Genomic DNA, 19,786 nt, shown 5'->3' on the forward strand with positions numbered 1-19,786 from the left:
ACGCGACCAGGGCTCTACCTCGCGCGACCGGCGGTCTCCCTCGGCGGTTCAGTCGAGGCGGTCGGCGCGCCAGAGCTCGGCGGCGTGCTCGAGCTCTTGGGCGGTGCGGAGGAGCGACCCGGCGCCGCGGGTCGTGCGGAGCGCGCCGTCGGGGTCGGCGACCTCGCGCGCGTCGGCGTCGAACGCGGCGCCGGTCGCGAGGATGCGGCAGAACGACCCCGCCCGCTCGAGCGCGACGGCGAGGTCGCCGGTGAACACGCCGGAGAGCACGGCGTCGACGAGGTCGCGCACGTCCTGGGGGCCGGGCGGCCGGGGGACGCCGGCGATGGCCTCGTGGACGGGGGCGGCGTCGACCCCGAGGCGGTACCGCAGCGTCACCGTCTGCGGGTCGCGGCGGACCCACTCGCGCAGCACGTAGAGCCGCCAGAGCGCGCCCGGCAGGGAGTTCGGGGCGGCGTCGGACCACAGGCCGGCGACGACGTCGAGCCCCTCGGTCTCCACGAGGTGGACCAGTCGCTCGACGACCTCCGGATCCTCGGTGTCGCGCGCGCGGTGGACGATCGCGTGCGCGGTCGTGTGCGCGACCTGGTCGCGGAGCGCGGGGTCGAGCTCGCCGGGGAGCTCGTCGGCGTCGCGGGGGTCGAGCATCGCCGGGCGGCGGGGTCGTTGCGTGCGGTCGGACCGACCGGGGTCGGGCCGGCCTGCGGGGGTGGCAGGGACGTCGTCGGGCACGCGCCCAGTGTCCACCCGGTGGGGGCCCGGTCGCACCGTCCCGGTACCCCCGCCGTGGCGGACGACCAGCGACCCGAGGCCCCGGCGAGGCGGCACCCCCGTTCGCCGCGCCGCCGAAAGCACCCCGCCCTACAGTGACGAGAGGGGCCTCGACCGGCTCCGGGACGGAGCGGAGGACGAGATGTCGAGCAGCGACGCAGCAGGTCACGCGACCGTGAGCGCACGCAGCGCGCACCGGAAGGCGATCGGTCTGGCCGTCGCCGCCGCCGTCGGCGGGTTCCTCTTCGGCTTCGACAGCTCGGTCATCAACGGGGCCGTCGCCGCGATCGAGGGCCAGTTCGACCTCGACTCGGCCGTCACGGGGCTCGTCGTCGCGATCGCGCTCCTCGGCTGCGCGCTCGGCGCGTGGTCGGGCGGCCGGCTGGCCGACCGCTGGGGCCGCACGCGCGTCATGGTGTTCGGCGCGATCCTGTTCTTCGCGTCCTCGATCCTGTCCGCGATCGCGTGGTCGGCGTTCGACCTCGCGATCTGGCGCTTCATGGCGGGTGTCGGCATCGGCATCGCGTCCGTCATCGCCCCGGCCTACATCGCGGAGATCGCGCCGGCGCGGCTGCGCGGTCGCATGGGGTCGCTGCAGCAGCTCGCGATCACGGTCGGCATCTTCGCGGCGCTGCTGTCCGACCAGCTCCTCGCCGAGACGGCGGGCGGCGCCTCCAACGAGCTGTGGTTCGGATGGGAGGCGTGGCGGTGGATGTTCCTCGTCTGCGTGATCCCGGCCGCCGTGTACGGCATCCTCGCGATGCGCATCCCGGAGTCGCCGCGCTACCTGGTGGCGAAGGGTCGCGACGACGAGGCGCGCGCCGTGCTGGAGTCCGTCCTGGGCCCGGACGAGGACGTCGACGACCGCATCGCACAGATCCACCGTTCGATCGCGGTCGACGAGAAGAACGCCCAGGAGGGGACGCTCAAGGGCTCGACGTTCGGGCTCAAGCCGATCGTGTGGGTCGGCATCCTGCTGTCGGTGTTCCAGCAGTTCGTCGGGATCAACGTGATCTTCTACTACTCGACGACGCTGTGGCAGGCGGTCGGGTTCGACGAGAGCCAGTCGTTCCTCGTCTCGACGATCACGTCGGTGACGAACGTCGCGGTGACGTTCATCGCGATCGCGCTCGTGGACAAGGTGGGTCGTCGTCCGATCCTGCTCATCGGCTCGGCGGGCATGACGCTGTCGCTCGGCATCATGGCGCTCGCCTTCACGCAGTCGAGCGGGACCGGTGACAACATCACCCTGCCCGACCCCTGGGGCCCCATCGCCCTGGTCGCGGCGAACGCGTTCGTCGTGTTCTTCGGGGCGTCGTGGGGGCCGCTCGTCTGGGTGCTGCTCGGCGAGATGTTCCCGAACCGCATCCGTGCGGCCGCGCTCGGCGTCGCGGCCATGGCGCAGTGGCTCGCGAACTTCGCGATCACCCTCACGTTCCCGCCGATGCTGTCGGCGTTCGGTGCCTCGATCCCCTATCTCATGTACGCGGTCTTCGCGGCGCTGTCGTTCGTCTTCGTCTTCAGCAAGGTCCCGGAGACGAAGGGTGTCGAGCTCGAGGACATGGGCGACGAACGCGTAGGCCGCACGGCGCACTAGCCCTCCTGCCGAACCCGGGGTCGCTCCCCACGGCGTCCGCCACCTGAGGAGCGACCCCGGGTTCGGCCGTGTCCGGGTCCTGTGAGCCCGGTCGGGAATTCCTTGCTCCGCACAATGGTTGCTGAAAGCAACTGCGAGGCGTATGCTTGCCTGCAGCAACCAAGGAGTGCCCGTGCCCGTCATCACCCCCGCGACCACCGCGGACCCCGAGCTCGCACCCGACCCGTCCCCCGCGGCGGGCCTCATCCGCGCGCTCGACGAGCTGGCCCGCGCCCAGCGCGAGTCGGCCGTCCGCATCGCGCGCGACCTCGACATCCCGCGTTCGTCGTTCGGCCTGCTCCGCATGCTCCAGCGGTGCGGTCCCGTCCAGCTCGGGGACATCGCCGCGAAGCTCCGCGTCGACCTCTCCGTGGCCAGCCGCCAGGTGAGCCACCTGGTCGACGAGGGCCTCGTCCGCCGCACGGTGGACGACGACGACCGGCGCGCCCGGACCGTCGAGCTCACCGACGCGGGGCGCGGGCTCGTCCTGCGGGCGTACGAGCACATCGACTCCCTCGCCGCCACGACGTTCGCCGAGTGGCGCGACGAGGAGATCGTCGAGGCCACGCGCCAGATCGAGCGCGTGGCCTCCGCGGTCGTCGCCGGCCACGCCGCACCCCGCACGACCGGGTGACCGACGGCGCCCGGCGGCACCACCGCCGTCGGGCACGTCCCCCGACCGCCGACCGCGCCGCCGCGCGGACCGGCCACCAGACCACCTGACACCGCCCCACGACACGCCGGCCCTCCGACACGGCCCCGTGAGCAAGGAACCTCAGCGCCTCATGACCAGCACCACCCCAGAACGCACCGCCCCGCCCGGCGGCGTCGAGTCGTCCATGACCCGTCGCGAGGTCATGGAGTCCCTCTCCGGGATCCTCCTCGGCATGTTCGTCGCGATCCTCGCGAGCTCGATCGTCTCCAGCTCGCTCCCCAAGATCGTCAGCGACCTCGACGGCTCGCAGTCGTCCTACACCTGGGTCGTCACCTCGACCCTGCTCGCCATGACGATCTCGACCCCGATCTGGGGCAAGCTCGCCGACCTCACCAACCGCAAGGTCCTCATCCAGGTCGCGCTCGTCGTCGCGGTCGTGTCCTCCGCGCTCGCCGGCCTGTCGCAGAACGTCGGGACGCTCATCGCGCTCCGCGCCTTCCAGGGCATCGGCGCGGGCGGCCTCATGGCCCTCGCCACCGTGCTCATCACGGACATCATCTCGCCGCGCGAGCGCGGCAAGTTCATGGGGCTCATGGGCGGCATCATGGCCGTGAGCCAGATCGGCGGACCGCTCCTGGGCGGCGTCCTCACCGACGCCGTGAGCTGGCGCCTCAACTTCTTCGTCGGCCTGCCGTTCGCGATCGCCGCGATCATCGTGCTCCAGCGCACGCTGCACCTGCCGAAGGTCGCGCGCCGCGTCGTCCGGATCGACTACTGGGGCGCGATCCTCATCAGCGCCGGCGTGTCCTCGCTCCTGCTGTGGGTGACGTTCGCCGGGCAGAACTTCGAGTGGCTCTCGTGGCAGACCTTCGCCATGGTCGGCGGCGCGGTCCTCGCGCTCGTCGGTGCCGTGCTCGTCGAGCGCGTGACCCCCGAGCCCCTCATCCCGCTGCACCTCTTCAAGAACCGCACGTTCGTCCTCGCGGTCGTCGCCTCGGTCGCGGTCGGCGTCGCGATGTTCGGCACCGCCGTGTTCCTCAGCCAGTACATGCAGGTGGCGCGCGGCAAGACGCCGACCGAGTCGGGTCTCCTGACGGTCCCGATGATCATCGGCACGTTCGTCGCGTCGACCCTGTTCGGCCAGCTCATCACGCGGTACGGCCGCTACAAGGCCTTCATGGTCACGGGTGGCGCGGTCCTCGTGGCGTCGCTGTTCGCCCTGTCGACGATCGACTACCACACGAGCTTCACGCTCATCAGCGTCTACCTGTTCTTCCTCGGCGTCAGCATGGGCATGCTCATGCAGAACCTCGTGCTGGCCGTGCAGAACACGCTCGACGTCGACGAGATGGGCGCCGGCACCTCGACCGTGGCGTTCTTCCGCAGCCTCGGCGGCGCGATCGGCGTGTCCGTGCTCGGCGCGGTGCTCGCGACCAAGGTCACGACGTCGATCCAGGACGGCCTGACGAAGCTCGGCATCCCGGCCGACTCGATGGGCGGCGGCAACGCCGTGCCCGACGTCTCGACCCTGCCGGCGCCGATCAAGGACCTCGTCGAGAAGTCCTACGGCGACGGGATCGCCGAGATCTTCCTCGTCGCGGTGCCGCTCGCGCTGATCGCGCTGATCGCCGTGGCGTTCCTCAAGGAGGTGCCGCTCGGGACCAAGACCGGCCTGCAGGAGCGCCTCGAGAAGGAGGCTGCGCTCGCCGGCAGCGAGGCCCCGGTCGACGCGACCCCGGACCGCGTGACCCTCACCGAGGAGACGGAGTCCACCCTCCTCGAGGCGTTCGAGCCGGCGGGCGTGGTCGACGACGAGCGGACGGCCCGCTCGTCCCGCTGACCCACCCCGCACGCTGAGTGCAGGGAATGTGCGGTCTCGAATCGGTTCGGGGCCGCATATTTCCTGCACTCGGCGTGTTGGTCGGCCGTCCAGCGGGTGAGGTTTTCGGACGGGCGTGACCGTTTGCCGTCCCGGGCGTCATGATGGGCGTGTGCCCGCCGAGACCGCTCCCACCCGCACCGTTCCCGACGCCACGCGCGACGCAGAGCCGGACGTCGCGTACGTCGACCTCGAACGTGAGCTGCGGGTCCTCCTGCGCCGCGGCGGGGCGGCCGCGACCGCCATGGCACGCCGGATCCACCCGGACCTGGAGGCCAGCGCCTACCCGCTGCTCGCGCACATCGCCGACCACCCGGGCGTCCGCGGCTCGGAGCTCGCCGCGCACTTCGGCGTCGGGCGGGCGACGATCTCGCGCCAGCTCAGCCGGCTCCACGCCCTGGGCCTCGTCGCGCGCGAGGTCGACCCCGACGACTCGCGCGGACAGCTCATCACCCTCACGCCCGACGGCGAGACGCGGCTCCACGCCGCGCACAGCGGTCGGGTCACCTCGATCACCGAGGCGCTGGAGGGGTGGGACCGGCGCGACGTCGCGACGCTCGCGTCGCTCCTGCACCGCTACTCCGAGGACGTCGTGCGCTGGTCCGCGAACCGGTGACGGCTCGCACCCCCGCGGCGTGACCGTGCCCGACGGCGACCGTCCGGCCCGCGGCCTCGTCGCGCCCGCGATCTCAGGGCCTCGGCGACGGCGTCGGATCCTCGTCGCCCTCGTCCTCGGGCTGGTCGTGCTCGCGGGGCTCGTCGTCGCGACGCGCGTGCCCGACCCGTGGGGGGACGTCGGCGGTGACGTCCTGTACGCCGTCGCGACGTACGTCCTGGTGGTCCTGGTCCTCGCGCGCGTCCGCCCCGTCGTCGCGGGCGCCGTCGCGCTCGGCTGGTGCTGGGCGGTCGAGGCGCTGCAGGCGACGGGCCTGGCCGCGGCCGTGAACGACGCGGTCCCGCCCGCGGCGTGGCTGCTGGGCAGCACGTTCGCGGTGCGGGACCTGGTCTGCTATCTGGTGGGCGTCGGCCTCGCGTGCGCGGTCGACACGGGGGCCGGCGCCCGGTCGGCTACTCCGACGCGGCCTGGAAGGTCAGGCTGACCGAGTTCATGCAGAACCGGTCGCCCGTCGGGGTCTGGGGCGCGTCGTCGAACACGTGGCCCAGGTGCGACCCGCAGCGCGCGCAGCGCACCTCCGTGCGCACCATGCCGAGGCTGCGGTCGGTGAGGAGCTCGACGCGGTCTCCCGCGAGCGGGCTGAAGAAGCTCGGCCACCCGCAGTGCGAGTCGAACTTGGTGTCCGACCGGAACAGCTCGTTGCCGCACGCGCGACACGCGTAGACGCCGACGCGCTTCTCGTCGAGCAGCTCGCCCGTCCAGGCGCGCTCCGTCCCCGCCTGCCGCAGCACGGCGAACTCCTGCGGTGACAGCTCGGCGCGCCACTCGTCGTCGGTCTTGACGACCTCGTAGGGCTGGTTCTCGTGGGTCTGGCTGGTCATGATCCACCTCCGACCATCCCAACCGCGCGCCCCACCCCAGTGTTCCCGCCTTCCCCCACCGCTGTGGGCATGAAATGGGCCCGGTCTCGACGAGGAGACCGGGCCCATCTCATGCCCACAACCGGGTGCGCGACGAGTCAGCGCGGGCTGGACGTCGAGTAGACGGTGCTCGAGCCGCCGGCCGGGCGCTGCGCGCGGCCGCGGCCGCCGCGGCGGCGACCTGCGGACTGGCCCGTCGAGCCGTTCCCGGTGCCCGAGGCGCCGCGTCCGTCCCTGCCAGCGCCCTCGGGGCGACCCGCACCCGACGCGCGCTGGCCGCCCTGGCCGCGCTGCGTCGTCGTGCCCTGACCGGCGCCCTGGGCCGCGGGACGGCCGCCGCCCTGGCCGCCGCGGTTGCGGCGCGACGCGCGCGACCCGCCGTTGGTGGACGTGGTGCCGCGCTTCGCCTGCGTCTGCGGCGGCGTGATGTCCGCCGGGCGCACGTACTCCGCGACCTCGCCGACGAGGCCCTTGATCGTCGCGTCGCCGGGCGCGACCGGCTTCGGCTGGGCGGTGATCTTCGCCTTGCGCGTGAGGTCGCGCACGTCGCCGCGCTGCTCCGGGAGCATGACGGTGACGACGACGCCCTCCGACCCGGCGCGCGCGGTGCGGCCCGAGCGGTGCAGGTACGCCTTGTGCTCGGCCGGCGGGTCGACGTGCACGACGAGCTCGACGTCGTCGACGTGGATGCCGCGCGCCGCGATGTCCGTCGCGACGAGCACCTTGACCGCGCCCGACGAGAACGCCTCGAGGTTGCGCTCGCGCGCGCCCTGGCCGAGGTTGCCGTGCAGGTCGACGGCCGGGACGCCGTTCGCGGTGAGCTGCTTCGCGAGCTTCTTCGCCTGGTGCTTGGTGCGCATGAACAGCACGCGGCGGCCCGTGCCGGACGCGAGCTCGTGCACGATCTGCTTCTTCGCGTCCGCGTCGCGCACCGCGAGGATGTGGTGCGTCATCTGCGGGGGCGCCGCCGCGGCGTCGTCCACCGAGTGGCGCACCGGGTTGCTGAGGTAGCGCTTGACGAGCTGGTCCACGCCGTTGTCGAGCGTCGCGGAGAACAGCATGCGCTGACCCTGCTTCGGCGTCTTGTCCATGATGCGCTTCACGCCGGGCAGGAACCCGAGGTCGGCCATGTGGTCGGCCTCGTCGAGCACCGTGATCTCGACGCCGTCGAGCGTGAGCAGGCGCTGGTTGAGGAGGTCCTCGAGGCGGCCGGGGCACGCGATGACGATGTCCACGCCCTTGTCGAGCGCGGCGACCTGCCGCGACTGCGCGACGCCGCCGAAGATCGTCGTCGTCACGAGGCCGAGCGCCTTCGCGACCGGCTCCATCGTGGCGTTGATCTGGTTGGCGAGCTCGCGCGTCGGGCACAGCACGAGCGCGCGGGGGCGACGCGGCTGACGCGACGACTTGGCCCACGACAGGCGCGAGACGGTCGGCAGCGAGAACGCGAGGGTCTTGCCGGAGCCCGTGCGCCCGCGGCCGAGGACGTCACGACCCTTCAGCGAGTCGGGCAGCGTGGCGGTCTGGATGGGGAACGGGGAGTCGATGCCCTGGCGCGAGAGCTCGCGCACGACGGGGGTGGGCAGGCCGAAGTCGGCAAAGGAAGTCACAGGTGATGGGCCTCTCGGGGCTCAAGGTCGGGGTCCGCCGCACGCAATCCGGGGGGATCTCCACGACGCGGGGCGCGCGGGATCGCGCTGCCCTCGAACCTCCAGTGTCTCATGCCGGACGCCGGAGCACGGGTGAGGTGCGTCTCGTCGCCGGTGGCACGCGCCGGGTCCGCCGCCGAACACGACATGGAGGACGTCGACGGCGTCTTCGCGACCGCCATGTCGTGCTCGACCGCGCGCGGAGTCGTTCTCGGCGGGCTCCGAGCCGTCTGTGGTGGAATGGCGCGCGTGCACGCGCCGACGCCCTCCCTCGCCGTAGCCCGAGCCGTGCTGTCCGACGGCGGGACCACCTCCGGAGGCGACGTCGCCTCCTCCGTGGGGGACGTCGTCGGGCAGGTGTGGGAGGCCGCGACGACGCCCGTCGCGCCCCCGGCGACCGCCGTCGTCGTGGCGATGGGCGTGCTCGCCCTGGCGGTCGTGCTGGTCACGCCGGTCTGGCGCGTCGCGCGGCACGTCGTGACGATCGCGCACGAGGCCTCGCACGCGCTCGCCGCGCTGCTCACCGGACGGCGCCTGTCGGGCATCCGGCTGCACTCCGACACCTCCGGCCTCACCGTGTCGTCGGGCCGGCCGCGCGGGTTCGGCATGATCCTCACCGCGTTCCTGGGGTACATCGGACCAGGCCTCATCGGGCTCGGGGCCGCCGCGCTCCTGCGCCAGGGCTACGCCGTCGGGCTGCTGTGGCTGCTCGTCGTGCTGCTCGCCCTCATGCTGCTGCAGATCCGCAACTGGTTCGGGCTGTGGTCCGTGCTCGTCACGGGCGCCGCCCTCGTGGGCGTGTCGTGGTGGGCGTCGCCCGACGTGCAGAGCGCCGTCGCCTACGCCGTCACGTGGTTCCTGCTGCTCGGGGCGGTCCGGCCCGTGCTGGAGCTGCAGAGCGAGCGGTCACGCGGACGGGCGGCGACCTCCGACGCCGACATCCTCGCGCGCCTCACGCACCTGCCCGGGCTGTTCTGGGTCGGGGTGTTCCTCGTCGTCACGCTGGGCGCCGCCGTGCTCGGCGGCTCGTGGATCGTGGGGCCGGCGGCCTGAGGACGGCGCGAAGAGGCTGCCGCCGCCCGGCACGACGACGGGCCGCCCGCCGGAGCGGACGGCCCGTCGTGCGACCAGAGACGCGCCTGGAGGAGGAGGACGCGTCGTCGAGATCGTCCGGCGCGGGCGCCGGGAGAACTGGTGGTGTCAGCCCTGAGGAGTCAGGACGAACGCCGGGCCCTGCGCGTTCGGGTCCGTGTCGAGCGTGAGGTTCGCGAGGGTCGGGGCCGTGGCGGACTCCACGAACACCTTCGCCTCACCGTCCTCGACCACCGTGTCGTCAGGCTGCGGGCCGGGCACGAGCGCGAGCTCGAAGCTGCCCGCCTGGTCCGCGGACTCGGCGATCCGCAGACCGCCTCCCTCCGGGACACCGGCCTGGGTCTGCAGGTCGTGGACAGCGGTACGGGCGTTGTCGGTCAGGGTGAGCACGAGAGCTCCTCTCGTCGCCGGGCGGGGCCTGCGGGACACGTCCGTGCGGCTCACGCCTGGCCGGCGTGACCTGCCGTCGGTGCACCCTCCCGCGGGCCCCTCGGTCCACTCCACCGAAACAAGAACGGGCTCGACTCGCAAGCGAATCGCCCGATTCTCACCGAATTTCTCACGGACCAAGACCGCGCGTGACAGCGCCCGACGACGCGCGTAGGGTCCGCGCCCGCGCGCCCGCTACACCCGAGTTCGGCAGCTCCTGCCGAGATCGGCGCTCCCGGTTGCCGATCTCGGCAGGGACCGCCGACGTCGTGGCGAACTACCGAACCTGGCGCGCGGGTAGCCTGTGCCTGGACGCCGCCGGGCGTCCAGGGCCTCTAGCTCAATTGGCAGAGCTGCGGACTTTTAATCCGTAGGTTGTGGGTTCGAACCCCACGGGGCCCACTCTCCGCGCGCGCCGCCCCGCGAGCGAGCGACCGCGGTCAGCGTGCACGACGGCGGACCACGACGTGCTCCGCTGCCACCAGTGCCGCGCACCCGAGCAGCACGACGGCGATCGTCGTCCAGCTCGCCTGGACGCACGCGTCGGTCGCGTCGGACGACAGTGGGTTCAGCCCGCCGAGCGGCTCCTCGATGCACGTGTACCGCTGTCCGTCGTCGGTGACGTCGCGAGGCGCCACGGTCACGAGCATCAGGCCCAGGACGAGCGTCGCGGTCGTGGCTGCGAGGACGGCACGGAACCGACGACCCGGGGCACCACGGCGCCGCACCGCCGGCCACACCGCGGCGGCCAGGAGTGCGAGGAACGCGCACAGCACGAGGATCGTCCACATCGGTTGCCCGAGCGTACCGGGATCCGAGGACCGCATGCGGGCGGCGCGGCGTGTGCGCCTCGTGTTCATCCGCTGTTGGTTGTGCCCCGCACCGTAGGGCCGGAACGTCGGGTCATGGCGATGGACGACGAGGACCGCGAGATCGACGTCGTGGTCGAGCGGATCAGTGCGCGCTTCCCGGAGGTGCCGGTGGACGACGTCCGCGACCAGGTGCTCGCGGAGCTCGGGCGGTACCAGACCGCGCACGTGCGCGACTTCGTGCCTGTGCTCGTCGAGAACGCGGTGACGGCCGTGCTGCGGTCGGGCACCCGGCCGGCCCGCCCGGCGCGGAGGACGCCGCGACCGGACCGATGAGTCCGGGTGTGGGTGACCGTCGGTAGGTTCACCGGCGGGTCGAGCGGCCCGCCCCCGACGACGAGGAGCACGCATGTCCTTCCAGGCCTATCTCGACGCGGTCGAGGACAAGACCGGCCTCACCCCGCGCCAGCTCGTCGACCTGGCGCACGAGCGCGGGTTCGACGAGTCCACGAAGGCGACGCCGATCCTCGAGTGGCTGAAGGACGACTACGGGCTCGGTCGGGGCCACGGCATGGCGATCGTGCACGTCATTACCAAGGGCCCGCGGATCTCGTCGAAGCACGTGGGGTCCGACGGCACGCACCGCGACGAGTCCGACACCCTGTGGCTCGACGGCAAGGCGACCAAGCCCGCCTGACGCACCGCGAACGCCGCCCGGGTCGCCCCGCGCACCGCGGGCAGGGAGACCTCGGGGTCGCCCGTCGCCGGCCCCGGTGCACGCTCGACGAAGCCCCGGGTGCCCGACGACGTCCCGCGAGCGGGCGGCGTCGGGCACCGGGCGTGCTGCCGGGTCAGGGACCGGGCGGCGTCAGAACGACCAGCGCTGGGCCTCGGTCTGGTTGCAGGTCCAGAGCTGGACCTTCTGGCCGTCGTGGAGCGGCGCCCCGCCCTGGGCGTCGAGGCACTTGCCGGACTGCGGGTTGCGCAGGGCCTGGGTGCCGGCGTCGTAGACCCACTGCTGGGCGCCCGTGCCGTTGCACGTGTAGATCCACACGACGGTGCCGTCCGCGGTCCCGCTGCGGGCGACGTCGAGGCACTTGCCCAGCGCTCGCACGGTCCCGTCGGGCCCGCGGGTCCACTGCTGCGCCGCGTTGCCGCTGCAGTTCGCGAGCTGGACCTGGTTGGTGTCGGTCGGGTCGGCCCACGGCACGTCGAGGCACAGCGCGGCGCCGGCGCGGATCGTCCCGGTGCCGGTCGGCAGGCCGCCGCCGGGGTTCGGCTGCTCGGTGCCGCCACCGTCGTCGCCGATGGGCGTCGCGGCGCCCGTGAACGGGTCCAGCTTGATGAAGGCAGCCTGAGGGTTGCCGTCGTGGACGAGCGACTCGTGCGCGCCGACGTCGTCGAACGCGAAGGCGTACGCCCGGCCGTTCGCCATCTGCTGGTGCGCGAGCTTGGCGTAGACGTTGGTGCGCGCGTCCTGGTAGAAGCCGGCGTCGCTCGCGTCGGGCTGGTTCGGGTTCGTCAGCGCCGTGGTGCGGATGAGCGCCGCGCACAGGGTGCGGGCGATCGGCCCGACGACGTGGTCGTTGGGCGCCTGGAGGTCCTTGTGGCAGCCGTACACGCTCGACGCGTCGGGCTTCTTGAAGGCCGCGACCTCCTGCCCGGACGCGTTCCTGAAGCGGAACCAGTCGCCGTCGACCCGGCCGTGGAACTGCGTGCCGGGCTCGTGGGAGAACGGCGTGACGACCATGTCGCGCGTGCGGTAGGAGTTCCACACCTCGGTGACGTACGAGTCGATCGACGCCGAGGAGACCTTGCCGACGTCGATCCCGTGCGACGGGTTGAGCGCGCGCAGCCGGCTCCCGTCGGGCGCGCGCTGCACGAGCCCGCCCCACCCCGCGCTCTCGAGGGCCGTGTAGAACGCCTCGTAGCCGTTCGGCGTGAGCATGCCCGTGCTGAGGACCTGCCCGTCGGCGCGCTGGACGCCCACCTGGTACGGCGCGGACCAGTGGTCCACCTGCGTGCTGTTGATCCACAGCCCGCCGTCGTTGAGCGTGTACTCGGTCCAGTTGAAGAGGATGTTCCGGTTGGGGTCGGAGTCGTTCTGGACCGCGGGCTGCACGAGGCGCCCGTCCAGCACGATCTGGAACGTCATCTTCTGGCCGTACGAGTAGTAGACGCGCCCGGACAGCTTCGGGAGCCGGATCGTCACGGACTGGCCGGGGCCGGGTCCCGCGATCGACGCGTCGGGTGCCGGGACGGGCACGGGCCCGACCCCGCCGGGCCACGGGTGGAACGTGCCGCCCGCGTCGGCCCAGCCGGCGACGCCGTCGCGCTCGCCGAGGACGTACAGGTAGATCGGCCCCTTGCCCGAGTCGTTGGTGATCGTGAGCGGGATGGTCGCCGGGACCGCGCTCGCGGGGGCCGCCGCACCGACGACCGCCCCGCTCACCGCGAGGACCGCCGCGCACAGCGCGGCCCACGCTCGTCTGCTTCTTCTCCGCCTGTCGAGACTCATGCCAGGTCTGCTCCTTGTTCGGTTGCTCCGTCGAAACCGCACTCGCCGGACGGCCCGGCGACGGCACTGCCGCACGAGGTGTGGGAGCGCTGCCACGACCGTAGCGGACGGCACGCCGACACGCCAGGGAGCGCTCCCACGACGTCGGCGCACGGCCCCACCGCACCCGTGCCCGCTCGGCACCTAGACTCGAACGAGTGCAGTGCCACCACTACGACGCCGGCCGGTGCCGGTCGTGCAGCCTCCTCGAGCTCGCTTACCCGGCGCAGCTCGCCGGCAAGCAGGAGCACTGCGCCGACCTCCTCGCGCCGCTCGCGCCCGACCTGACCTGGCTGCCCACGGTCGAGTCGGCGGAGTCGGGCTTCCGCAACAAGGCGAAGATGGTCGTGACCGGCACGACGGACGCCCCGGTGCTCGGCATCCTCGGCGAGGGCGGCGGCGTCGACCTCACCGACTGCCCGCTCTACCCGGCCGCGCTCCAGGCGTCGTTCCCGGCGTTCGCGGACTTCGTGACCCGCGCGCGGCTCGTCCCCTACGACGTGCGCGCCCGTCGCGGCGAGCTCAAGTACGTGCTGGTGACGCTGTCCCCCGACGGCGACCTCATGGCGCGGTTCGTCCTGCGGTCCACCGAGTCGCTCCCCCGGGTCCGCAAGCACCTGCCGAGCCTGCTCGACGCGCTGCCGTCGCTGCGCGTCGTCTCGGTGAACCTGCACCCGGAGCACAAGGCCGTGGTCGAGGGCGAGACGGAGATCCTCCTCACGGACGCCGAGACGCTGCGCATGCGCGTCAACGGGATCGACCTGCACCTGCGCCCGCAGAGCTTCTTCCAGACCAACACCGACGTCGCCGCCGCGCTCTACCGCCAGGGCCGCGAGTGGGTGGACGACGCCGCGCCCGCCACGGTCTGGGACCTCTACTGCGGGGTGGGCGGGTTCGCGCTGCACGTCGCCGGTCCGGACCGGGACGTCGTCGGCGTCGAGACGAGCGCCGAGGCCGTCGCGAGCGCGCGGCTCACCGCTCGCGACGCGGGCCTCGATCGCACGACGTTCCTCGCCCAGGACGCGACGGCGTTCGCGCTGTCCCGGCAGGACGTGCCGGACCTCGTCGTCGTCAACCCGCCGCGGCGCGGCATCGGGGAGACGCTCAGCACGTGGCTCGAGGAGTCCGGCGTCGGCCACGTCGTCTACTCGAGCTGCAACGCGACGACGCTCGCGCGCGACCTCGCGCTCATGCCGTCGCTGCGCCCGCGCGCCGCCCGGGTGCTCGACATGTTCCCGCAGACGTCGCACTACGAGGTCGCGGTCCTGCTCGAGCGCGCCTGACCGCTCCGCTCGTGCGGCTGCCGTTCACCCCGGCGCCGAGGTCGACCCGAGCGGCCGAGATCGACCCTCCGAGGGCCGATCTGGCGACGGGCGGGTCGATCTCGCGGTCAGGGGCGCTCGCCCGCGCGCCGCGCAGCCTCGACGGCGGACGCCTCCAGCCGCTCCCGGTAGGCCGCCCACTCGGCCTCGTCGAGCGCGGGCAGGTTGCCCCGGCCGTCCCCCGCCGCGCCGTCGACGAGCTCCCGCACGATGTCCGCGTGGCCGGCGTGGTGCGCCACCTCCGCGAGCACGTGCACGAGCACCTGGTGGAGCGTGACGTCGCGGTTCTCCGGACGCCACCACGGCACGTGCCCGGGCGCGTCGAGGTCGAGCGACGCCACGGTCGCGTCGCACAGCTCCGACGACCGGCGGAAGAGCTCCAGGATCTCCTCCCGGCTCTCGTCCGCCGTGGCCCACATGTCGGCGTTCACCTCCGCGTCGTCGGCGAACCAGGGCAGCTCCAGGTCGTGCGTGCCGCCGAACGCCTCGTGGAGATAGCCGAGCTGCACGCTGCCCACGTGCTTCACGAGTCCCAGGACGTTCGTGCCGGTGCGCGTGAGCGGACGGCGGACGTCGTACTCGCTCAGCCCCTCCGCCTTGGCCAGCAGCGCGTCCCGCTCCCGGCCGAGGTACCGCAGCAGCGTCGCCTTGGGGTCGTGGTCTGGTGCTGTCCTCGTGCTCATCCACCGGACGTTACCGACGCCCTCCCACGCCGGTGCCAGACTCGCCCCATGGGCACCGTGCACGCAGAGATCACCGACCGGCTGGCGGCGTTCGTCCTCGCGCAGCCGGTGTTCTTCGTCGGGACCGCCCCGCTCGCGGCGGACGGCCACGTCAACGTCTCGCCCAAGGGCATGGCGGGCACGTTCGCCGTGCTCTCGCCGCACCGCGTCGCCTACCTCGACTACACCGGGTCGGGCGCGGAGGCTCCCGCGCACCTGCGGGAGAACGGGCGCATCGTCGTGATGTTCTGCGCGTTCTCCGGGCCGCCCACCATCGTCCGGTTCCACGGCACCGGACGGTACGTCGAGGCCGGGAGCGCGGAGTTCGACGCGCTGCGCGGGCACTTCGCCAAGACGGAGACCGCCGGGCAGCGCGGCGTCGTCGTCGTGGACGTCACGCGCGTCTCCGACTCGTGCGGGTTCTCCGTCCCGCACCTCGAGCTCGTCGAGGACCGCGACCTGCTCGACCGCTGGGCGGGTCGCAAGACGCCCGAGCAGCTCGACGACTACCGGGTCACCAAGAACTCGACGAGCATCGACGGCCTCCCCGCGATCGGCGAGCCCGCCGAACCTGTCGGCCCGTCGTCGCCGTCGAGCGCGACCCCTCGCCGACCGGTCGAGGCGTCCGCCACCTGACGTCGCGCGACGGCGCGACAGAGGCTGACGGCCCACCGGCTCGTCAGGAGCCGGTCGAGGTCGCGTCGAGGTAGGCCCGGCCGCGCGGGGAGAGACGGTAGCCGACGTCCAGGCTCTCGGTGAGGCCGAGCTCCTTGAGCCGGCGCACGCGTACCTTGAAGTCGTCGCGCGCCATCCCGAGGCCGGCGGCGAGCTCGCGCGCGACGACGCCCTCGTTCGCCGCGACCAGCTCGAGGTACTGCCGGGTCCACGGCGCGGCGGCGGCGCGGTCCTTGCGGTCCAGCGCCGCGCGGATCTGCTCGACGGCGGCCGCGTCCAGGTCGGCGTCCTCGCGCAGCGCGACGCGCGGGTCGGGACCCGCCAGGCGGATGCCCACACGGTAGAGGTCGCCCTCGCGCGCGGCTCCCCGGGCGAGCACGCGCTCCGGTGAGGCCATCCCCGCGAGGCGCGCCTCGTCGTCGGACACGAGCGGTGCGCCGTCCGGCCCGACCGCGACGCGCTCGACGGACGTCACCTCGACGACCCCGATCCGCGTCCGCTGGAGCGTCCCCACCTTCACGCGCGGCGTCGTCCAGCGGCGGAACGCGAGCGTCACCGTCCCGTCCTGGAGGCCGCGCAGCGTGCGGGCGTCGAGGAGCACGTCTCCGAGCGTACGACGCCGCCGCCCCGATCTCCCGAGGTAGAGCCCTGGTCATGACCAGGGCTCTACCTCGCGTGACCAGGGCTCTACCTCGCGTGACCAGGGCTCTACCTGGGCGCACCAGGGCTCTCCCTCGGCGGGGTCGGGCCCGGGGCCGGGTCAGGCGAGCTCGGGGCGGCGGGCGACGGTGAGGACGTGGGTGTCGGGCCAGTCGACGGGCTCGCCGGTCGCGGCGTCGTGCAGCGCGGCGACGGGCGCGAGGGCGTGCTGGACGACCCACTCGTTGCGCCACGCGCCGCTGCCCGGCTCGAGCTCGAAGCCGGCGTCGGCGAGCAGGTCGGCCCACCGCGGGCCGCTGAGGTCGCAGAACCGCTCGTGGCACTCGGACAGCCAGTTGTCGACGTAGTCCTTGCGGGTCAGGAACTCCATCGCCTGGCGCAGCGTGAGCCGCCACGACCCCGGCGCCAGGCGCTCGGGCGCGAACGCGGCGCCGGACAGGCGCGGGAAGTCGTGCGCGAACTGGACCAGGCGCGCGTCGGTGGACAGCGCGCCGACCCACGCGGCGACGTCCGCGCGCGCGAGGCCGTCGAGGTCGGCCCGCGCCCCGCCCGGCCCGTCCCCGGTGGCGGCTGCGCCGTCGTCGGTCCGCAGGGTGAGCACGACGACGCGGTCCGGCTCGGCCGGGCCGCACACGTCGGAGTTGATCCACACCCCGCCGGGCCGGGTGTGGGCGTGGACGCGGCGCGCGAACGTCTCGACGTCGCGCACGCCGTCCCCGTACGACGAGACCTCGTGCGTGAGGGCGATCGTCAGGGTCGTGTCGACGGTCGCGTCGGGCATCACGGACCGGTCGAGGATGTTGGCCTGCACGAACCACACGTGCGGGTTCGCGAACGCGCCCTGGGCCTTCTTGTGCTCGGCCTCGGCCACGAGGTGCCGCGCGACGTCGACCCCGAACAGGTCGGACTCGTGCAGGCGCGGCTCGCGCGCGACGTGCTCCAGGAGGCCGCCGGTCGCGCAGCCGATGTCGACGATCCGCCCGGGCCGCACGTGCGGCGCCACCTGGGCCCACTTGCGCGCGGACGCGTCCTCGAACGCGGCGGCGTACGTGCGGTAGTCGCGCGTCGAGGTGAGGTCGCCGTCGCCCGAGACGACGGGGTCGGCGAAGATCCGCCGCACGTCCTCCACGAACCGGTAGCGCGCGTAGAACTCCGGGACGGCCGGGTGCGCGACGTCGCGCCAGCGCTCGTCGCCCGCGGCGATCTGCTCGACGACGTCCCACGGGCGGGCGGGCAGCTCACCGCCCGGCTCGGCGGCGTCGAGCTCCACGCCCGCGACGCGGTAGCCGAGCGCGCGGTACGCGTCGACGAGCGCGGGCGTCGAGCACGCGACGACGGTGTCGGCGGGGTCGGGCGCGACACCCGTCGCCGTGGCGACGCTCGTGACGACGAGGTGCGCGAACCGGTCGTCCGGCGCGACGTCGGGCACCGGCACGACGACGGACCGGAGCCCCTCCCGGGTCGTCACGTTCTCGACGAGCGCCTCCCGCCGGTGGCCCGGCAGCGGGTTGCGGCGCGTGCCCGCGTGGTTCGCGGACGTGACGACCCAGACCACCTCGACGTCGGGCGCGCACCGCACGCGGTGCCCGTCGAGGTCGCGCACGAGCCCGGCGCGCAGCGCCCGGAGGTAGTCGACCTGGTAGCGCGTGACGACGTGGTGACGCCCCGGGAAGAGGACGCGACGGACCGGCGGGGACGCAGGAGGGTGCACGCGCACACCGTGCGGGGCGTCACCCCCTCGACGCAACCCGTCTCACCGCTCGGTCCCCCTCGGCGACCGCGTGTTCGCTCTCCGTGAAGGCCGCCCAGCGGGGAAACCCGCTGGTCGCCGGGGCGCCCGCCCCTGAGCGCTCCCCGATCCGGCTGGCCTGGACGCCCGTCCACGATGCGGAGCACAGGGGACGTATGGGACGGTGTTCGCGATGTTCTGGATCGTGGCAGGGGCTGTGCTCGTCGTGTCCGGCCTCGCGATCGCCGCGACGGCCGCCCGCGGCGCGCGCCGAGCCGGGTCGACCGGGGCGAACGGGATGGCGATCGCCGTCGGCGGCGGACTCGTGATCTGGGGCGCGATCGCCCTGACCGTCGGGCTCCTCACGCACGACTGAGCGCTGCCTCCCGCGCGTCGACGACCTCCGCCCCGGTCACCGCCCCGGAGAGCCCGCGCCGTCCGCGCGTGAACGGGACCGCGGCGACCGACACCACGGCGAACAGCCACGCGACCGGCGCGGCCACGTCGCCCACCACCGCGAGCGCCGCCGGGACGCCCGTCGGCAGGTCGGCGAGCAGGCCCAGCGCCCCCCACAGCGCGCCCCCGGCCGCCGCGCGGGCGACGCGCTGCGCCGTCGTGCCGGGCCGGCCCGCCCAGCGCGGCGCGAGCCACACGGTCCGCTGCCCCCAGGACGCGCCGCTGCCGAGGAACGTCGGCACGACGAACACGAGCGCGAACGGGACGAGCGTGCCGAGCAGCCACTGCGGCCAGTCCGTCCCGTCGGGCAGCGGACGCCCGAGCAGGAGGAGCACCGTGCGGTAGCCCACCTGGAGCACCACCCCGAGCGCGGTGACGAGCAGCGCGTCGAGCAGCATCCCCAGCCAGCGGCGCCACACCGTCACGGGTCGCGCCTCGTCCCGGCGCGCCTCGAGCTCCGCGGCGCGCGGCATCCACCGCAGCACGAGCGGCGCTGCGAGCGCCCCGAGCAACGCGCCGAGCGTGTTGGTCAGGACGTCGTCGACGTCGGCGACGCGGTACGAGCACGGGATGAGCCCGAAGATCCCCGTGTACTGCGTGGTCTCGACGAGCAGCGACGCGGCCAGCCCGGAGAGCGTCGCGACGACGACGCCGCGCCCCAGGTAGCGCCGTACGAGCAGCCCCCACGGGACGAAGAGGACGACGTTGAACACGACCTGGAGCACGGCCGCGCTCCGCAGGGTCGCGCCGGCGCCGAGGCCGGCGGTGTCGCGCCGGATGTCGGCCAGGGAGTGGAACGGCACGAGCTCCGCCCCTGCGACGCCGTACCGGGCGCACCACGCGGCGAGGTCGCCGGCGGGCAGCGGCAGGAGCGTGTACGCGACGAGCGCCACCCCGTACACGGCGACGGCCGCGGCCCCGACCAGGCGCCGGCCGCTCAGGCCGCCGTACCGGCGCGACTGCCACGCGAGGGCGGGCACGAGGACCGCCGCGAAGACCAGCGCGCCGCCGATGACGCCGACGTACGCCGGCCACGTCCACCTGTCGATCACGCGCGGCTCCCGCCGTGCTGAGGGGCGGGTCGGCGTGCGCGGGTGCGGGTCGTGGTCACGGGCTCCAGTATCGCGGCGGCGCCCGCGGCGCTGCCCTCCGGCGCCCGCTGCCCGCCTCCCGGACGAGCGCCGACGACGACCGGCCTCGTCCCCGAGG

At 73.6% G+C, this 19,786-nt stretch carries 21 protein-coding genes and 1 tRNA gene; 12 read left to right on the top strand and 10 right to left on the bottom strand.

Annotated features, from left to right (window positions below):
• Positions 1–48: 48 nt before the first annotated feature.
• The gene (locus tag ABWU78_RS01970) at positions 49–648 is read right to left on the bottom strand and encodes a hypothetical protein (RefSeq protein ID WP_253055328.1); all 600 of its coding nucleotides are present in this window, start codon (positions 646–648) and stop codon (positions 49–51) included.
• 265 nt (positions 649–913) lie between these two features.
• Here ABWU78_RS01970 and ABWU78_RS01975 point away from each other — a divergent pair, with 265 nt between their 5' ends.
• From ABWU78_RS01975 to ABWU78_RS01995, 5 genes are all read left to right on the top strand, one after another.
• Positions 914–2,368: a sugar porter family MFS transporter gene (locus ABWU78_RS01975; protein WP_439157419.1), complete on the top strand. Its 1,455-nt coding sequence runs from the start codon at positions 914–916 to the stop codon at positions 2,366–2,368.
• Between the two features lie 172 nt (positions 2,369–2,540).
• A complete protein-coding gene (locus ABWU78_RS01980) occupies positions 2,541–3,041 on the top strand; it encodes a MarR family winged helix-turn-helix transcriptional regulator (RefSeq protein WP_439157420.1) in 501 nt (166 codons plus the stop codon).
• Between the two features lie 151 nt (positions 3,042–3,192).
• Positions 3,193–4,902, top strand: coding sequence for an MDR family MFS transporter (locus ABWU78_RS01985; RefSeq protein ID WP_439157421.1), 1,710 nt, complete (start codon positions 3,193–3,195; stop codon positions 4,900–4,902).
• A gap of 151 nt (positions 4,903–5,053) precedes the next feature.
• Positions 5,054–5,557, top strand: a complete 504-nt coding sequence (locus tag ABWU78_RS01990) for a MarR family winged helix-turn-helix transcriptional regulator (protein WP_253055264.1) — start codon at positions 5,054–5,056, stop codon at positions 5,555–5,557.
• A 19-nt stretch (positions 5,558–5,576) separates the two neighbouring features.
• Positions 5,577–6,041, top strand: coding sequence for a DUF2809 domain-containing protein (locus tag ABWU78_RS01995; RefSeq protein WP_353707548.1), 465 nt, complete (start codon positions 5,577–5,579; stop codon positions 6,039–6,041).
• On the opposite strand, the gene msrB is transcribed toward ABWU78_RS01995, so the two are convergent.
• Positions 6,010–6,438, bottom strand: coding sequence for a peptide-methionine (R)-S-oxide reductase MsrB (gene msrB, locus ABWU78_RS02000; RefSeq protein WP_253055262.1), 429 nt, complete (start codon positions 6,436–6,438; stop codon positions 6,010–6,012). The genes ABWU78_RS01995 and msrB overlap by 32 nt on opposite strands.
• Before the next feature lie 137 nt (positions 6,439–6,575).
• On the bottom strand, positions 6,576–8,087 hold the full coding sequence (locus ABWU78_RS02005) for a DEAD/DEAH box helicase (protein WP_439157422.1): 1,512 nt from the start codon (positions 8,085–8,087) through the stop codon (positions 6,576–6,578).
• Positions 8,088–8,462: 375 nt separating this feature from the next.
• On the opposite strand from ABWU78_RS02005, the gene ABWU78_RS02010 reads away from it, so the two are divergent.
• Complete coding sequence (locus ABWU78_RS02010) at positions 8,463–9,179, top strand: M50 family metallopeptidase (RefSeq protein ID WP_439157493.1); 717 nt, start codon at positions 8,463–8,465, stop codon at positions 9,177–9,179.
• A gap of 147 nt (positions 9,180–9,326) precedes the next feature.
• Here ABWU78_RS02010 and ABWU78_RS02015 read toward each other — a convergent pair whose 3' ends face one another.
• Positions 9,327–9,608 carry a HesB/IscA family protein gene (locus ABWU78_RS02015; RefSeq protein WP_253055260.1) on the bottom strand — a complete coding sequence of 94 codons (282 nt, stop codon included), beginning with the start codon at positions 9,606–9,608 and terminating at the stop codon, positions 9,327–9,329.
• A gap of 368 nt (positions 9,609–9,976) precedes the next feature.
• Between ABWU78_RS02015 and ABWU78_RS02020 the strand changes: the two genes are divergently transcribed.
• A tRNA-Lys gene (locus tag ABWU78_RS02020) sits at positions 9,977–10,049 on the top strand.
• Between the two features lie 38 nt (positions 10,050–10,087).
• Here ABWU78_RS02020 and ABWU78_RS02025 read toward each other — a convergent pair.
• Positions 10,088–10,438 carry a hypothetical protein gene (locus ABWU78_RS02025; protein WP_253055259.1) on the bottom strand — a complete coding sequence of 117 codons (351 nt, stop codon included), beginning with the start codon at positions 10,436–10,438 and terminating at the stop codon, positions 10,088–10,090.
• Between the two features lie 114 nt (positions 10,439–10,552).
• Here ABWU78_RS02025 and ABWU78_RS02030 point away from each other — a divergent pair, with 114 nt between their 5' ends.
• Complete coding sequence (locus tag ABWU78_RS02030) at positions 10,553–10,792, top strand: three-helix bundle dimerization domain-containing protein (protein ID WP_439157423.1); 240 nt, start codon at positions 10,553–10,555, stop codon at positions 10,790–10,792.
• A 73-nt stretch (positions 10,793–10,865) separates the two neighbouring features.
• The gene (locus ABWU78_RS02035; protein ID WP_353707533.1) at positions 10,866–11,153 is read left to right on the top strand and encodes a DUF4287 domain-containing protein; all 288 of its coding nucleotides are present in this window, start codon (positions 10,866–10,868) and stop codon (positions 11,151–11,153) included.
• A gap of 171 nt (positions 11,154–11,324) precedes the next feature.
• Here ABWU78_RS02035 and ABWU78_RS02040 read toward each other — a convergent pair whose 3' ends face one another.
• Positions 11,325–12,974: a glycoside hydrolase family 64 protein gene (locus ABWU78_RS02040; protein ID WP_439157424.1), complete on the bottom strand. Its 1,650-nt coding sequence runs from the start codon at positions 12,972–12,974 to the stop codon at positions 11,325–11,327.
• 197 nt (positions 12,975–13,171) lie between these two features.
• Between ABWU78_RS02040 and rlmC the strand changes: the two genes are divergently transcribed.
• Positions 13,172–14,296, top strand: coding sequence for a 23S rRNA (uracil(747)-C(5))-methyltransferase RlmC (gene rlmC, locus ABWU78_RS02045; RefSeq protein WP_439157425.1), 1,125 nt, complete (start codon positions 13,172–13,174; stop codon positions 14,294–14,296).
• A gap of 107 nt (positions 14,297–14,403) precedes the next feature.
• Here rlmC and ABWU78_RS02050 read toward each other — a convergent pair whose 3' ends face one another.
• Positions 14,404–15,018, bottom strand: a complete 615-nt coding sequence (locus ABWU78_RS02050; protein ID WP_353707530.1) for a DinB family protein — start codon at positions 15,016–15,018, stop codon at positions 14,404–14,406.
• 48 nt (positions 15,019–15,066) lie between these two features.
• Here ABWU78_RS02050 and ABWU78_RS02055 point away from each other — a divergent pair, with 48 nt between their 5' ends.
• Complete coding sequence (locus ABWU78_RS02055) at positions 15,067–15,693, top strand: pyridoxamine 5'-phosphate oxidase family protein (RefSeq protein ID WP_353707529.1); 627 nt, start codon at positions 15,067–15,069, stop codon at positions 15,691–15,693.
• Between the two features lie 43 nt (positions 15,694–15,736).
• Here the strand turns inward: ABWU78_RS02055 and ABWU78_RS02060 are convergent, their stop codons facing one another.
• Together ABWU78_RS02060 and ABWU78_RS02065 are read right to left on the bottom strand one after the other, a co-directional pair.
• Positions 15,737–16,333 (bottom strand): ASCH domain-containing protein, encoded by a 597-nt coding sequence (locus ABWU78_RS02060; protein ID WP_353707528.1) that lies wholly within the window; start codon positions 16,331–16,333, stop codon positions 15,737–15,739.
• Between the two features lie 159 nt (positions 16,334–16,492).
• Positions 16,493–18,103 (bottom strand): class I SAM-dependent methyltransferase, encoded by a 1,611-nt coding sequence (locus ABWU78_RS02065; protein ID WP_439157426.1) that lies wholly within the window; start codon positions 18,101–18,103, stop codon positions 16,493–16,495.
• Between the two features lie 211 nt (positions 18,104–18,314).
• Between ABWU78_RS02065 and ABWU78_RS02070 the strand changes: the two genes are divergently transcribed.
• A complete protein-coding gene (locus ABWU78_RS02070; protein WP_353707526.1) occupies positions 18,315–18,497 on the top strand; it encodes a hypothetical protein in 183 nt (60 codons plus the stop codon).
• On the opposite strand, the gene ABWU78_RS02075 is transcribed toward ABWU78_RS02070, so the two are convergent.
• Positions 18,484–19,629 (bottom strand): VanZ family protein, encoded by a 1,146-nt coding sequence (locus ABWU78_RS02075; RefSeq protein WP_353707525.1) that lies wholly within the window; start codon positions 19,627–19,629, stop codon positions 18,484–18,486. The genes ABWU78_RS02070 and ABWU78_RS02075 overlap by 14 nt on opposite strands.
• Positions 19,630–19,786: the final 157 nt, after the last annotated feature.

This window comes from Cellulosimicrobium sp. CpK407, from assembly GCF_051844275.1.
In the GTDB taxonomy this organism is placed as follows: Bacteria; Actinomycetota; Actinomycetes; order Actinomycetales; family Cellulomonadaceae; genus Cellulosimicrobium; species Cellulosimicrobium cellulans_G.